Origin of the sequence: Pseudomonas simiae (assembly GCF_000934565.1) — a bacterium.
Classification (GTDB): domain Bacteria; phylum Pseudomonadota; class Gammaproteobacteria; order Pseudomonadales; family Pseudomonadaceae; genus Aquipseudomonas; species Aquipseudomonas simiae.
Genome location: NZ_CP010896.1, coordinates 2,258,473 through 2,272,115, shown reverse-complemented (window position 1 = coordinate 2,272,115; position 13,643 = coordinate 2,258,473). Strand labels below are relative to the sequence as shown.

The following is a 13,643-nucleotide window of genomic DNA, read 5'->3' as shown; positions in this document are numbered from 1 at the left end:
GACTAGCCCCTGTCACGCAAAATCGCACCATCTCTTGATGATTTTCGTAATCGGCAGGCGCAGCGCCGTTGTTAGTATCGAGTCACCGCCAAGAACAATAAGGAAAACGCCATGCCGTACTTCCCCGGTGTCGAGAAGGTTCGCTTCGAAGGCCCCAGCAGCGATGCCCCCCTCGCCTTTCGCCATTACGATGCCAACAAGCTCATCCTCGGCAAGCCCATGCGCGAACATCTGCGCATGGCGGCCTGTTACTGGCACACCTTCGTCTGGCCTGGGGCGGATATGTTTGGTGTGGGCACGTTCAAGCGGCCGTGGCAGCGCAGTGGCGACCCGATGGAACTGGCCATCGGCAAGGCAGACGCCGCTTTCGAATTTTTCTCCAAGCTGGGCATCGACTACTACAGCTTTCACGACACGGACGTCGCCCCCGAAGGCAGCTCGCTCAAGGAGTATCGCCACCACTTCGCACAGATGGTCGACCACCTGGAACGCCATCAGGAACACACCGGCATCAAGCTGCTGTGGGGCACCGCCAATTGCTTCAGCAACCCGCGCTTTGCCGCCGGCGCCGCCAGCAACCCGGACCCGGAAGTGTTTGCCTACGCCGCCGCCCAGGTGTTCAGCGCAATGAACGCCACCCTGCGCCTCAAGGGTTCCAACTATGTGTTGTGGGGCGGCCGCGAGGGTTATGAAACGCTGCTCAACACCGACCTCAAGCGCGAACGCGAACAGCTCGGGCGCTTCATGCGCATGGTGGTGGAGCACAAGCACAAGATCGGCTTCAAGGGCGACCTGCTGATCGAGCCCAAGCCCCAGGAACCCACCAAGCACCAATACGATTACGACAGCGCCACGGTGTTCGGCTTCCTGCATGAGTACGGCCTGGAACATGAGATCAAGGTGAACATTGAGGCCAACCACGCAACCCTGGCCGGGCACAGCTTTCATCATGAGATTGCCACCGCCGTGTCCCTGGGGATCTTCGGCAGCATCGACGCCAACCGAGGCGACCCGCAGAACGGCTGGGACACCGACCAGTTCCCCAACAGCGTCGAGGAAATGACCCTGGCCACCTATGAAATCCTCAAGGCCGGGGGCTTCAAAAATGGCGGCTACAACTTCGACTCCAAGGTACGCCGCCAGAGCCTGGACGATGTGGACCTGTTCCACGGGCATGTGGCGGCCATGGATGTACTGGCTTTGGCACTGGAACGCGCGGCAGCGATGGTCGAGAACGATCGGTTGCAGCAATTCAAGGACCAACGGTACGCCGGTTGGCAGCAACCGCTGGGCCAGGCCGTGCTGGCCGGTGAGTTCAGCCTGGAATCACTGGCCGAACATGCATTTGCCCACGAGCTGGACCCGCAGGCGGTGAGTGGTCGCCAGGAGATGCTTGAAGGCGTGGTGAATCGCTTTATCTACCGGTGACATTTGCGCGACAAATCTCTGCACAGAGCGTCGAGGGACGCTCTACAGTCTTACCCGCATCACGCTGTGTCTTTCCAACAACAATAAAAGGACGCACTACCATGAAGTCATTCAAACGCACACTTATCGCCACGGCCCTGGCCCTGCTCGCCCTGCCGGCGATGGCCGATTCCGCCCACCCGAAGATCGGTTTCTCCATCGATGACCTGCGTCTGGAGCGCTGGTCCCGCGACCGTGACTACTTCGTCGCCGCCGCGGAAAAACTCGACGCCAAGGTCTTCGTGCAATCGGCCGATGCCAACGAACAGAAACAGATCTCGCAGATTGAAAACCTGATCTCACGTGGCGTCGACGTAATTGTCATCGTGCCGTTCAACGCCACCGTGCTCACCAACGCCGTCGCCGAAGCCAAGAAGGCCGGGATCAAGGTGGTGTCCTATGATCGCCTGATTCTCAACGCGGACATCGACGCCTACATCTCCTTCGATAACGAAAAAGTCGGCGAAATGCAGGCCAGCGGCGTGTTGCAAGCGGCGCCCAAGGGTAACTACTTCCTGCTCGGCGGCGCGCCCACCGACAACAACGCCAAGGTCCTGCGCGAAGGCCAGATGAAGGTGTTGCAACCGGCCATCGACAAGGGCGACATCAAGGTTGTCGGCCAGCAGTGGGTCAAGGAATGGAACCCCACCGAAGCCCTGAGCATCGTCGAAAACGCCCTGACCCGGAACAACAACAAGATCGACGCCATCGTCGCCTCCAACGACGCCACCGCCGGCGGCGCGATCCAGGCCCTGGCCGCACAGAAACTGGCGGGCAAGGTGCCGATCTCCGGGCAAGACGCCGACCTGGCCGCGATCAAGCGCGTCATCGACGGCACCCAGACCATGACCGTGTACAAGCCGCTCAAGCTGATCGCCTCGGAAGCCGCCAAGCTTTCGGTGCAGCTGGCGCGCAATGAGAAACCCACCTACAGCTCGCAATACGACAACGGCAGCAAAAAGGTCGACACCATCCTGCTCACCCCTACCCCGCTGACCAAGGCCAATATCGACCTGTTGGAGAAAGACGGGTTCTACACCAAAGAGCAGATTGCCGGGCAGTGACCGCCATGTCCGACTACCTGCTGCAAATGAACGGCATCGTCAAAAGCTTTGGCGGTGTCAACGCGCTGAACGGCATCGATATCAGGGTGCGGCCAGGGGAATGCGTTGGCCTGTGCGGCGAGAACGGTGCCGGCAAGTCCACCTTGATGAAGGTGCTGTCGGCGGTCTACCCGTACGGCACCTGGGAAGGTGAAATCCTTTGGGACGGGCAGCCGCTCAAGGCCCAGTCCATCAGCGAAACCGAGGCCGCCGGCATCGTGATCATCCACCAGGAACTGACCCTGGTGCCCGACCTGTCGGTGGCTGAAAACATCTTCATGGGCCACGAACTGACCTTGCCGGGTGGGCGCATGAACTACCCGGCGATGTTCCACCGCGCCGAAGCGCTGATGCGCGAGCTCAAGGTGCCGGACATGAACGTGGCGCTGCCCGTGTCGCAGTACGGCGGCGGCTACCAGCAACTGGTGGAAATCGCCAAGGCCCTGAACAAGCAGGCGCGACTGTTGATTCTCGACGAGCCGTCCTCGGCCCTGACCCGTTCGGAAATCGAGGTGCTGCTCGATATCATCCGTGGCCTCAAGGCCAAGGGCGTGGCCTGCGTGTACATCTCCCACAAGCTCGATGAAGTGGCGGCAGTGTGCGACACCATTGCGGTGATCCGCGACGGCAAGCACATCGCGACCACCGCCATGGCCGACATGGACATCGCGAAGATCATCACCCAGATGGTCGGCCGCGAGATGAGCAACCTCTACCCCACCGAGCCCCATGCGGTGGGCGAGGTGATTTTCGAGGCGCGCAACGTCACCTGCCATGATGTCGACAACCCCAAGCGCAAGCGTGTGGACGATGTGTCCTTTGTGCTCAAGCGTGGGGAAATCCTCGGCATCGCCGGGTTGGTGGGCGCCGGGCGCACGGAACTGGTGTCGGCGCTGTTCGGCGCCTATCCCGGCCGCTACAGCGCCGAGGTGTGGCTGGACGGCCAGGTGATCGACACACGCACGCCGCTCAAATCGATCCGCGCCGGGTTATGCATGGTGCCCGAGGATCGCAAGCGCCAAGGCATCATTCCCGACCTGGGCGTGGGCCAGAACATCACCCTGACGGTGCTCGACAGCTATGCGCACCGAACCCGCATCGATGCCGAAGCCGAACTGGGCAGCATCGACCAGCAGATCGCGCGCATGCACCTCAAGACCGCCAGCCCGTTCCTGCCGATCACCAGCCTGTCCGGTGGCAACCAGCAAAAGGCCGTGCTGGCGAAAATGCTGATGGCCAAGCCCAAGGTGCTGATCCTCGACGAGCCCACACGGGGCGTGGACGTGGGTGCCAAATATGAGATCTACAAGTTGATGGGCGCGCTGGCGGCCGAAGGCGTGGCGATCATCATGGTGTCCTCGGAGCTGGCCGAAGTGCTCGGCGTTTCCGACCGCGTGCTGGTAATCGGCGACGGCCAATTGCGCGGTGACTTCATCAACGAGGGGCTCACCCAGGAACAAGTGCTCGCCGCTGCGCTCAGCCAACACAACAATAATGATCGGAAGACCGTGTAGATGAATCAGGTCAAACACCTTTTTACCCGCTACAAAATGCTCGCCCTGGTCATCGCCGTGGCGGTGATCTGGGTGTTTTTCAGCTGGCAGACCGAGGGCGGTTTCCTCACCCCGCGCAACCTGTCCAACTTGCTGAGGCAAATGTCGATCACCGGGATATTGGCGTGCGGCATGGTGCTGGTGATCATCAGCGGCGAGATCGATTTGTCGGTGGGCTCGTTGCTCGGGTTGCTGGGTGGGCTGGCGGCGATCCTGGATGTGGTTTATCACATTCCATTGCTGGCCAACTTGAGCCTGGTGGCGTTGTGCGGGTTGATGATCGGGCTGGCCAATGGGTACATGACCGCCTATTTGCGCATCCCTTCGTTCATTGTCGGCTTGGGCGGGATGCTGGCGTTTCGCGGCATTCTGCTGGGGATCACCGGCGGCACCACCATCGCGCCGGTGTCGCCTTCGCTGGTGTACGTGGGCCAGGGTTACCTGCCGCATTCGGTGGGGATCGGGCTGGGCGTGCTGTTGTTTGCACTGACCGTTTTCCTGACCTGGAAGCAGCGGCGCAATCGCGCGCTGCATGGGTTGGCGGCGCACTCGCTGGTACGTGACCTGGTGCGGGTGGCGGTGATCGGCGCCGTACTGGCGGGGTTTGTCACGACGCTCAACAGCTACGACGGGATTCCCGTCCCGGTCTTGCTTCTGCTGGTTTTATTGGGCGTATTCAGCTACGTCACCAGCCAGACCGTATTCGGCCGTCGCGTGTACGCGGTGGGCAGCAATATGGAAGCCACGCGCCTGTCGGGCATCAACGTACAGGCGGTGAAACTGTGGATCTTCGGCATCATGGGCGTGATGTGTGCCCTGGCCGGGTTGGTCAACACGGCTCGCCTGGCTGCCGGCTCACCGTCGGCGGGGAATATGGGTGAGCTGGATGCGATTGCAGCATGTTTTATTGGCGGTACGTCAATGCGCGGTGGTTCGGGTACGGTGTATGGCGCATTGCTCGGGGCCTTGGTGATCACCAGCCTGGACAATGGCATGTCGATGCTGGACGTGGACAGCTATTGGCAGATGATTGTGAAGGGCAGCATTCTGGTACTGGCGGTTTGGGTGGATGTGAGCACGCGGGCGGGTCGGCGATGAACCGCAGCGACGGCGTTGGATTGCGGGGGTGTGGCATTGGCTGGAGATTGCCAACACCACGGTGGAACGCTCTATCGAGCGCTTGAACCCCACACAAGCCACGGCCTGAACGCGAAAAAATGTGCGAGCGGGCTTGCCTGCGATAGCGCTGTATCCCTGCCAGACCTGCTGATCTGACACTGTGCTATCGCGGACAATCCCGCTCCCCCATTGGACCTAAGGTGTACTTAAATTACTTGGACACCGGCATCGCAAACTCGGCGCCCTGCTCGATGCTCTCCGACCAGCGCTGCATGATCGACTTCTGCTTGGTATAGAACCGCACACCTTCAGTACCATACGCGTGCATGTCGCCAAACAGGCTCTTCTTCCAGCCGCCAAACCCGTGCCACGCCATCGGCACCGGAATCGGTACGTTGATGCCGACCATGCCCACTTCAATCCGCCGTGCAAATTCACGCGCGATGTTGCCGTCGCGGGTGAAGCAACTCACACCGTTACCGAATTCGTGAGCGTTGACCAGTTTGATCGCTTCGGCGAAGTCATTCACGCGCACACACGCCAGAACCGGGCCGAAAATTTCTTCGCGGTAAATGCTCATCTCTTCAGTCACATGGTCGAACAACGTCGCCCCCAGCCAGAAGCCATTTTCCAGGCCCGGTTCGGTGGGTACATAGTCACGCCCGTCGAGCAGCAATTGCGCGCCGGCTTGTACGCCTTGTTCGATGTAGCCGCTGATGCGCTCCAGCGCCGCACGGGACACGATCGGGCCCATCTCGGCCTTCAAATCACGGCCGTCGGTGATGCGCAGGTGCTTGGCACGCTCGGTCAGGGCGGCGATGACTTTGTCGCCCACATCGCCCACCAGCACCGCTACGGAGATGGCCATGCAACGCTCGCCAGCACTGCCGTAGGCGGCCCCCATCAGGGCGTCGACGGTTTTTTCGATATCGGCGTCCGGCATCACCACCATGTGGTTTTTCGCGCCACCCAAGCCTTGCACGCGCTTGCCGTTGCGGGCGCCGGTTTCGTAGATGTACTGGGCAATCGGCGTGGAGCCGACAAAGCTCACCGCCTTGACGTCCGGGTGTTCGATCAGCGCGTCCACTGACTCCTTGTCGCCCTGCACCACGTTGAACACGCCTTTGGGCAAACCGGCTTCACGCAGCAACTCGGCCATGAACAGCGAGGCGCTCGGGTCGGTCGGGCTTGGCTTGAGGATGAACGTGTTGCCCGCCGCAATAGCGATCGGGTACATCCACATTGGCACCATCACCGGGAAGTTGAACGGCGTGACGCCGGCGACCACGCCCAGGGGCTGGCGCATTGTCCAATTGTCCATGCCGCGGGAAACCTGGTCGGAATGCTCACCCTTGAGCAGGTTGGGGATACCGCAGGCGAATTCGAGAATGTCGATGCCACGGTCGACTTCGCCCTGGGCGTCGGTGAAGACCTTGCCGTGCTCGGCGACGATGATGCGCGCCAGGTCGTCCTTGCGCTCACGCAGCAGATGAAGGTATTCGAACAGCACACGGGCGCGACGGATCGGCGGCGTGTCGGCCCAACCGGCGAACGCGGCCTGGGCGGCGGCAACGGCTTCGGACACGGTCTGGCGACTGGCCAGGGCGACGCGACCGGTCTTTTCGCCGGTGGCCGGATTGAAGACGTCCTGATAGCGATCATCGCGGGACACGCGCTGGTCGTTGATGTAGTGCTCGATGGTGGTGGTCATGGCAGTAGATCCCAGGTGAGTAACAGTGAGGACCACGATAGGCTTTCGCTTTGTTCCAAACCAGAGCAGAATCCAGAACTTATTGTCCACCAATGCGAACAATCCAATCATGGAAAAGGCCGAGATCGAAGGGCTGTGGACCCATATCCATTGGCTGTCGGTGCTGGAGGAACAAGGCACCTATACCGCTGCGGCGGCAAGACTGGGCGTGAGCAAGTCCGCCGTGAGCCAGCGTATTTCCGACTTGGAAAAGGCCACCGGCACGCGCCTGGTGACGCGCACTACACGCAGTGTAAGGCTGACCGATGCGGGGCTTTCGTTGACCCGCGAAGTGCGCAGCGCCTATGAACAAATCGCCCGCAGTTTCTCGTCGGTGCGCGACTCGGTGGGAGAGATTCGCGGTCTGCTACGACTGACAGCGCCCGTGGCATTTGCCCGTCAGCAACTGGTGCCGCATCTGTCGGAGTTTTTGCAGCAATACCCGCAGGTACGCCTACAGCTCGACGTGTCGGATGCCCTGAGTTCACTGGCCGCCGAGGGCTACGACCTGGCCGTCCGCCACGGTTTCCAGGTGCCGGAAACCCATGTGGCCTGGAAGCTGTGCGACACCGGCTCGGTGCTGGTCGCCAGCCAGGACTACCTGCAACGTCACGGAGAACCCCGCGAACCTGGCGATCTGTCCGCGCATAACTGCCTGTTCTACCCTCGCGGCACCGATCAGCCCGCCTGGACCTTCGAGCGCGGCACTAAAAACGTCGAACGCCTCACCGTGCCCATCGCCGGCAGCTTCGCCACCAACAACAGCGAAGCCCTGCGCGACTCGGCGCTCAACCACCTGGGCATCGCCCTGCTGCCGGATTTCAGCGCCCACGCTGCCCTGTCCAGCGGCAAATTGGTGCAGGTGCTCAAGGGCTGGACGCTCAAGGGGGCGTTTGCCGATGAGATCTACCTGATCCGGCCGTACTCGCCACATGTGCCGAAAGCGGTGAGTGCGCTGGTCAGCTATTTGAAGGGGAAATTGTCCGGCGGGTTTCAATACAACGCCCACTGATTGCGCCAGCCCGCCGGGGCGCGGTGCCGGGCAGTCTGATGAATCGGAACCGGGGCAAGTGAGGCGCGCGCTTTTTTCTCGCGGGATATTGCTCGACAGAACTAAAAGTCCATAATGGACAAATAAGTTCACCCGCGGAGACACCCATGTCCAGCACACCCCACGTGATCCATCAGGCCCAGGCCCGCGAGCTGCTCGGCCAAATCGATGTGCCGTCTATCCTGCGCAAGTTGTTCCGTGACCTGGCGACCGGGCAAGCGGTGCAGCCGGCGCAGCAGCTCGTGGAGTTCCCGCAAGCGGCGGGCGACTTTATCAACTACCTGGGCGTGCTGGCCGAGGATGGGGTGTACGGGGTCAAGACTTCGCCCTATATCGTGCGTGAACAAGGCCCGCTGGTGACGGCTTGGACATTATTGATGTCGATGCAGACCGGCCAACCGTTGCTGCTATGCGATGCAGCCGAACTGACCACCGCCCGCACGGCCGCCACCACAGCCCTGGCAGTGGATGCATTAGCGCCTTTATCAGCGCGACGCTTGGCGATCATCGGCAGTGGCAAGGTGGCCCAGGCGCACCTGCATTATGTGAAAGGCTTCAGGGATTGGCAGCGCATCAGCGTGTTTTCACCCAGCCTGGCCAACGCATCCACCGATACCATCGCGCAACTCAAAGGCCTGGACCCACGCGTGGTCATCGCCAGCAGTTGCGAGACGGCGGTGGAAGACGCCGATGTGATCCTGTTGTGTACGTCGTCGGCCGGACCGGTGCTCGACCCGGCGCGGTTGACCAAGCCGGCACTGATCACGTCGATCAGCACCAACGCCCCACGCGCCCATGAAGTGCCGCCGCAACGCCTCAACACAATGCAGGTATTTTGCGACTATCGCCGGACCACCCCTGGCTCGGCCGGTGAAATGTTAATCGCAGCCGAACAATACGGTTGGGATCCGCGCGCAGTGGCCGGTGACCTGCCCGAATTGCTCAGCGAACAGGTACAGCGCCCGACCTACGACAGCCCTGTGTTTTTCCGCTCCATCGGCCTGGGCCTGGAAGACATCGCACTGGCCAACGCCCTCTGGAGACAGCTATGAGCCACGCAGACTTCATCATCATCGGCGGCGGCATTGCCGGCGCGTCCACGGGGTTCTGGTTGTCGCAGCACGGCAAAGTGCTGGTGCTGGAGCGCGAAAGCCACCCGGCCTATCACTCCACCGGGCGTTCGGCGGCGCTGTACACCGCCGCCTATGGCACCCCGCAGGTGCGGGCGCTGACCCTGGCCAGCCGTGAGTTTTTCGATAACCCGCCACCTGGTTTTTGCGAACATCCGTTACTCACGCCAAGGGGCGAAATGACGGTGGATTTCATTGGCGATGCGGTGGAGTTGAACGACCAGTACCTGAGCGCCAAGGCCACCGTGCCGCAGGTCGAACTGCTCAGCGCCGACGAAGCCTGTGCGAGACTGCCGATCCTGCGCCGCGAAAAAGTCCACGGCGCGTTGTATGACCCCACCGCCAGCGACATCGACACCGACGCTCTGCACCAGGGCTACCTGCGTGGCATCCGCCGCAACGGCGGCGAGGTACGCACCGACAGTCATGTGCTCGGTTTGAGCCGCGACGCCGACGGCATCTGGCAGGTACAGACCCAGGACGCGACCTGCACCGCGCCCGTCATCATCAACGCCGCCGGCGCCTGGGCCGACCACATCGGCGGGCTCGCCGGGGCCGCGTCCATCGGCTTGCAGCCCAAGCGGCGCTCGGCGCTGATCTTCGCCGGCCCCGAAGGGGTCGACAGCCACCACTGGCCAATGCTGGTGGCGCTGGACGAATCCTTCTACATGAAACCCGACGCCGGCATGTTCCTTGGCTCACCGGCCAATGCCGACCCGGTCGAACCCCAGGACATCCAGCCCGAAGAACTGGACATCGCCATGGGCATCTACCAGATCGAGGAAGCCACCACCCTGACCATCCGCCGTCCGACGCGAACCTGGGCCGGCCTGCGCAGCTTTGTGCACGACGGTGATCTGCTCTCAGGTTTTGACCCAAAGGTAGCGGGCCTGTTTTGGGTGGCGGCGCAAGGGGGTTATGGCATTCAGACCTCGCCGGCCATGGGCCAGGCCAGTGCGGCACTGGTGCGCGGCGCCCCGCTGCCGGAGGCACTGACGCGGTTCGGCCTCGACGCTGGTATGCTCTCCCCTGCCCGCCTGGAGCCCCATTGATGAACACCGCTGAACAAGACAAGGTCATGCAGAACTTCCGTGCGATGGCCGACGCCATCGCTACCCTGTTTTTCCCCCACGCCGAAGCGGTGTTGCATGACCTGCGCTCGCAAAAAGTCGATTACATCGCCAACAACTTGTCCAAGCGCAGCATAGGCGATGATTCGGCGCTGGAGGACATGCTCAGCGACGATGTCAGCGATGTAAACATCGGCCCGTACGAAAAGCTCAACTGGGACGGTCAGAAAATCCGCAGCCTGAGTACCGTGCTGCATGACCACAAAGGCCGTCGACTGGCGGTACTGTGCATCAACCTGAATATTTCATTGTTTGAAAACGCCAAGGCGGCGCTGGACCTGTTTCTGTCACCGAGCAAACTGATCCCGCAACCAGACTCGCTGTTTCGCGATGACTGGCAGGAGCGCATCAATACCTTCCTGCATGCGTGGATGCGTGAGCGCCAGTTGAGCCTGAACCTGCTGACCCGTGACCACAAGCGCGAGCTGGTTCTGGCCCTGCATGCCGAAGGGGCGTTCAAGGGCAAGAGCGCGTCGAACTATGTGGCCAATGTGCTGGGCATGGGACGGGCGACGGTCTACAAACACCTGAAAGAGTTGAAGGGCTGATGGATTTACCCCTGTAGGAGCGAGCTTGCTCGCTCCTACAAAGGTCATCAATCGCCGTAGATGTCGGATTTGAAGTACTGCTGCGAAATCTTCTGGTACTCGCCACTGGCGCGAATGCCATCGATGGCCGCATTCAACTGGCCGACCAACTCCGTATTGCCCTTGCGCACCGCGATCCCTGCACCCTCGCCCACGTATTTCGGGTCCTTGAGTTCCGGGCCGACAAACGCATAGCCCTTGCCGCGTGGCATCTGCAGGAAGTCGTTCAGGAGAATGGTGTCGGCAAAGATCGCATCGAGGCGACCGGCTGCCAGGTCCATGTAGATCTCTTCATTATTGCTGTAGCGCTTGACGTTGATGCCCTTGGGCTCGAACACCTCGGTGGCATAACGGTCGGTGGTGGTGGCGCGCTGCACGCCGATCGTCTTGCCCTTGAGGCTGGCATATTGGTCATCCACCACGGCGCCCTCCTTCATCACCAGGCGCGATGACGTGAAGTAGTACTTGTGGGTGAAGTCCACCGACTTCTTGCGGTCTTCGTTGATGGTCATGGACGACAAGGCCATGTCGATTTTCTTCACCTTGAGGGAAGGAATCAGACCGTCGAACTCACCTTCTACCCACACGCACTTGACCTTCATCTGCGCGCACAGCGCATTGCCGATATCGTAGTCAAAGCCAACGATCTTGCCTTCCTCGGTCTTGGACGCGAATGGCGGGTAAGCCGCCTCGATGCCGATGCGCAGGGTTTTCTCGGCGGCCATCGCGTGGCTGGACGCAAGCAGGCCCAGGGCCAGGACGGTGATAAGGGAGCGCTTCTTCATGGTGGTGTTCTCGCAAGTTGTTGTTGGTTTGGCAGACCTGAAGAAAGAAACGAAGCCGTTAACTTTGTACTTATAATTCCATATTGGACTTTTACGTCTTTATCGTCAATCACGCCGCTTTGCGGTTCGACACCCATGACTTTTTTGCACAACGTACCGGTGTTTTTGAGCGTTCTGCTCTGATTTATGCGTGCCTATACTCGGTCCAGCCTCTCGGTTCAGCCGGGGGGGAGTCCCACAACAATAATTAAGGACAGCCACCATGACCCAGCCCTTCCTGGCCGCTCGGGATTTTCTGCTCGCTCACCGCACCGATTACGCCACAGCCGTACGGGATTTCCGTTGGCCGCAACTGGGCGAATTCAACTGGGCCCTGGACTATTTCGATGCGATGGCCGAAGGCAATCCGGCCGATGCGCTGTGGATCGTCGAGGAGGACGGCAGCGAGCAGCGTTACAGTTTCCAGCAACTGGCTGCGCGCTCCAATCAGGTGGCCAACCACCTACGCGCCCTCGGTGTAAACCGGGGTGATCGTGTGCTGCTGATGCTCGGCAACGATGTCGCGCTGTGGGACACCATGCTGGCTGCATTCAAGCTCGGCGCCGTGGTCATTCCCGCCACGGCGTTGCTGAACCCCGATGACCTGCGCGACCGTATCGAACGTGGCCAGGTTCGCCACGTGGTGGTCGGCGAAGCGCATGTGCACAAGTTCGCCGGCCTGGCTCAGGGTTGCAGCCGTATCTGCGTGGGTTCGGCGCCTGCCGGCTGGGTCGCGCACAACGCGGCTTTTGAATACCCCGAACAGTTTGAGGCGCAAGGCCGCACCCTGGCCACCGACCCAATGCTGCTGTACTTCACTTCCGGCACCACCTCCAAGCCGAAAATGGTGCTGCACAGCCACCAGAGCTATCCGGTCGGGCACTTGTCGACCATGTACTGGATCGGCCTGCAACCGGGCGACCTGCACCTGAATATCTCATCGCCAGGCTGGGCCAAGCATGCCTGGAGTTGCCTGTTCGCACCGTGGAATGCCGGTGCGTGCATCTTTATCCATAACGTCGCGCGATTCAGCGCGCCGGCCTTGCTCAGTGCCTTGGAACGCTACGGCGTAACCAGCCTGTGCGCGCCGCCGACGGTGTGGCGCATGCTGATCCAGGAAGACCTGGCCAGCTACAGACCGCGCCTGAGCCTGCGCGAGCTGGTGGGCGCGGGTGAGCCGCTGAACCCGGAAATCATCGAGCAGATCCAACAGGCCTGGGGCTTGCCGTTACGTGATGGTTTCGGCCAATCGGAAACCACTGCCCTGGTAGGCAACACGCCCGGCCAGTTGCTCAAGCCCGGTTCCATGGGGCGCCCGTTGCCGGGCTACCAGGTGGCCCTGCTCGACCCGGATGGCATTCCCGGCAACGAAGGCGAAGTCGCCCTGCCCCTGGACGTGCGCCCGCTCGGCCTGATGCTCTGCTACGAGGACAGCCCGGAGAAAACCGCCGAGGTCATGCGTGACGGCTACTACCGCACCGGCGACACCGCGCAGATCGACGCCGACGGCTACATCACCTTCGTCGGTCGCGCCGACGATGTGTTCAAGGCCTCCGACTACCGCATCAGCCCATTCGAACTGGAAAGCGCCTTGATCGAACACCCGGCCGTCATGGAAGTCGCCGTGGTGCCGAGCCCCGACCCGTTGCGCCTGGCGGTGCCCAAGGCATTCCTGATCCTGGCCCATGACGAACCCGGCAGCGCGGCGTTGGCCCAACATATTCTGGCCTTCGCCCGTGAGCATTTGGCGCCGTACAAGCGGGTGCGACGCATCGAGTTCGTCACCGAGCTGCCCAAGACCATATCCGGGAAGATTCGGCGGGTGGAACTGCGGCAAATGGAGGTGCTGCGGCGCCAGGGTGATACGCGGGGTGAGCATGAGCACTTCGAGGAAGACTTCGTGCGCCCAACCGCTGAATCGTAGTCGCA

Annotated in this window: 11 protein-coding genes; 9 read left to right on the top strand and 2 right to left on the bottom strand. The window is 61.5% G+C overall.

Translation table 11 applies throughout. From position 1 onward, the window contains the following. Positions 1-111: 111 nt before the first annotated feature. The 4 genes from xylA to PF1751_RS10390 all read left to right on the top strand — a co-directional run bounded on the left by xylA (position 112) and on the right by PF1751_RS10390 (position 5,221). Entirely contained in the window at positions 112-1,428 is a 1,317-nt protein-coding gene (gene xylA, locus PF1751_RS10405; protein WP_010211232.1) for a xylose isomerase, read from the top strand. Positions 1,429-1,529: 101 nt separating this feature from the next. Next, positions 1,530-2,531: a D-xylose ABC transporter substrate-binding protein gene (xylF, locus tag PF1751_RS10400; RefSeq protein WP_010211233.1), complete on the top strand. Its 1,002-nt coding sequence runs from the start codon at positions 1,530-1,532 to the stop codon at positions 2,529-2,531. A 5-nt stretch (positions 2,532-2,536) separates the two neighbouring features. Next, on the top strand, positions 2,537-4,084 hold the full coding sequence (xylG, locus tag PF1751_RS10395; protein WP_175439642.1) for a D-xylose ABC transporter ATP-binding protein: 1,548 nt from the start codon (positions 2,537-2,539) through the stop codon (positions 4,082-4,084). Continuing rightward, on the top strand, positions 4,085-5,221 hold the full coding sequence (locus tag PF1751_RS10390; RefSeq protein WP_021493353.1) for a sugar ABC transporter permease: 1,137 nt from the start codon (positions 4,085-4,087) through the stop codon (positions 5,219-5,221). Positions 5,222-5,453: 232 nt separating this feature from the next. Here the strand turns inward: PF1751_RS10390 and PF1751_RS10385 are convergent, their stop codons facing one another. Beyond that, a complete protein-coding gene (locus PF1751_RS10385; protein ID WP_010211236.1) occupies positions 5,454-6,953 on the bottom strand; it encodes a CoA-acylating methylmalonate-semialdehyde dehydrogenase in 1,500 nt (499 codons plus the stop codon). A gap of 109 nt (positions 6,954-7,062) precedes the next feature. On the opposite strand from PF1751_RS10385, the gene PF1751_RS10380 reads away from it, so the two are divergent. The 4 genes from PF1751_RS10380 (at position 7,063) to PF1751_RS10365 (ending at position 10,851) form a co-directional block, all read left to right on the top strand. Further along, positions 7,063-8,004, top strand: a complete 942-nt coding sequence (locus PF1751_RS10380) for a LysR family transcriptional regulator (RefSeq protein WP_010211237.1) — start codon at positions 7,063-7,065, stop codon at positions 8,002-8,004. A gap of 146 nt (positions 8,005-8,150) precedes the next feature. Further along, positions 8,151-9,095: an ornithine cyclodeaminase family protein gene (locus PF1751_RS10375; protein ID WP_010211238.1), complete on the top strand. Its 945-nt coding sequence runs from the start codon at positions 8,151-8,153 to the stop codon at positions 9,093-9,095. Next, entirely contained in the window at positions 9,092-10,225 is a 1,134-nt protein-coding gene (locus tag PF1751_RS10370; RefSeq protein WP_021493355.1) for an NAD(P)/FAD-dependent oxidoreductase, read from the top strand. The genes PF1751_RS10375 and PF1751_RS10370 overlap by 4 nt, the downstream gene beginning before the upstream one ends. Then, the gene (locus PF1751_RS10365; RefSeq protein WP_010211240.1) at positions 10,225-10,851 is read left to right on the top strand and encodes a helix-turn-helix transcriptional regulator; all 627 of its coding nucleotides are present in this window, start codon (positions 10,225-10,227) and stop codon (positions 10,849-10,851) included. Before PF1751_RS10370 ends, PF1751_RS10365 begins: the two co-directional genes overlap by 1 nt. 47 nt (positions 10,852-10,898) lie before the next feature. Here the strand turns inward: PF1751_RS10365 and PF1751_RS10360 are convergent, their stop codons facing one another. Continuing rightward, on the bottom strand, positions 10,899-11,675 hold the full coding sequence (locus PF1751_RS10360; RefSeq protein WP_044286979.1) for an ABC transporter substrate-binding protein: 777 nt from the start codon (positions 11,673-11,675) through the stop codon (positions 10,899-10,901). Positions 11,676-11,937: 262 nt separating this feature from the next. On the opposite strand from PF1751_RS10360, the gene PF1751_RS10355 reads away from it, so the two are divergent. Then, complete coding sequence (locus PF1751_RS10355) at positions 11,938-13,638, top strand: AMP-binding protein (protein ID WP_010211242.1); 1,701 nt, start codon at positions 11,938-11,940, stop codon at positions 13,636-13,638. The last annotated feature ends 5 nt before the right edge of the window (positions 13,639-13,643 follow it).

Bases quoted from the DNA above. Each gene is read 5' to 3' on its own strand.
- xylA (WP_010211232.1), top strand. From the start codon at position 112: ATGCCGTACTTCCCCGGTGTCGAGAAGGTTCGCTTCGAAGGCCCCAGC.
- xylF (WP_010211233.1), top strand. From the start codon at position 1,530: ATGAAGTCATTCAAACGCACACTTATCGCCACGGCCCTGGCCCTGCTC.
- xylG (WP_175439642.1), top strand. From the start codon at position 2,537: ATGTCCGACTACCTGCTGCAAATGAACGGCATCGTCAAAAGCTTTGGC.
- PF1751_RS10390 (WP_021493353.1), top strand. From the start codon at position 4,085: ATGAATCAGGTCAAACACCTTTTTACCCGCTACAAAATGCTCGCCCTG.
- PF1751_RS10385 (WP_010211236.1), bottom strand. From the start codon at position 6,953: ATGACCACCACCATCGAGCACTACATCAACGACCAGCGCGTGTCCCGC.
- PF1751_RS10380 (WP_010211237.1), top strand. From the start codon at position 7,063: ATGGAAAAGGCCGAGATCGAAGGGCTGTGGACCCATATCCATTGGCTG.
- PF1751_RS10375 (WP_010211238.1), top strand. From the start codon at position 8,151: ATGTCCAGCACACCCCACGTGATCCATCAGGCCCAGGCCCGCGAGCTG.
- PF1751_RS10370 (WP_021493355.1), top strand. From the start codon at position 9,092: ATGAGCCACGCAGACTTCATCATCATCGGCGGCGGCATTGCCGGCGCG.
- PF1751_RS10365 (WP_010211240.1), top strand. From the start codon at position 10,225: ATGAACACCGCTGAACAAGACAAGGTCATGCAGAACTTCCGTGCGATG.
- PF1751_RS10360 (WP_044286979.1), bottom strand. From the start codon at position 11,675: ATGAAGAAGCGCTCCCTTATCACCGTCCTGGCCCTGGGCCTGCTTGCG.
- PF1751_RS10355 (WP_010211242.1), top strand. From the start codon at position 11,938: ATGACCCAGCCCTTCCTGGCCGCTCGGGATTTTCTGCTCGCTCACCGC.